This is a genomic window from Pseudoalteromonas sp. RB2-MNA-CIBAN-0110 (assembly GCF_040309305.1).
GTDB lineage: Bacteria > Pseudomonadota > Gammaproteobacteria > Enterobacterales > Alteromonadaceae > Pseudoalteromonas > Pseudoalteromonas arctica.
Map to the genome: position 1 here is coordinate 1 of NZ_JBEOOQ010000166.1, position 276 is coordinate 276.

The window sequence follows — 276 nt, forward strand, 5'->3', positions numbered from 1 at the left end:
GTACGACATGATTCACCCGAACGCGAACGAAACGCTGACGGTGCGTTCGCTGTTCGTGATCGACCCGAACAAGAAGGTCCGGCTCACGATCACCTATCCGGCCAGCACGGGGCGCAACTTCGACGAAGTGCTGCGCGTGATCGATTCGCTGCAACTGACCGACAATTACAAGGTCGCGACGCCCGGCAACTGGAAGGATGGCGACGACGTCGTGATCGTCCCGTCGCTGCAGGATCCGGAAGAACTGAAGAAGCGCTTCCCGAAGGGCTTCAACGC

At 59.8% G+C, this 276-nt stretch carries 1 protein-coding gene; it reads left to right on the forward strand.

Annotation, left to right across the window (positions count from 1 at the left end):
• Positions 1 to 276: thioredoxin domain-containing protein (locus tag AAEY68_RS21015; protein ID WP_502935717.1), on the forward strand; the 276-nt coding region annotated here is incomplete at both ends.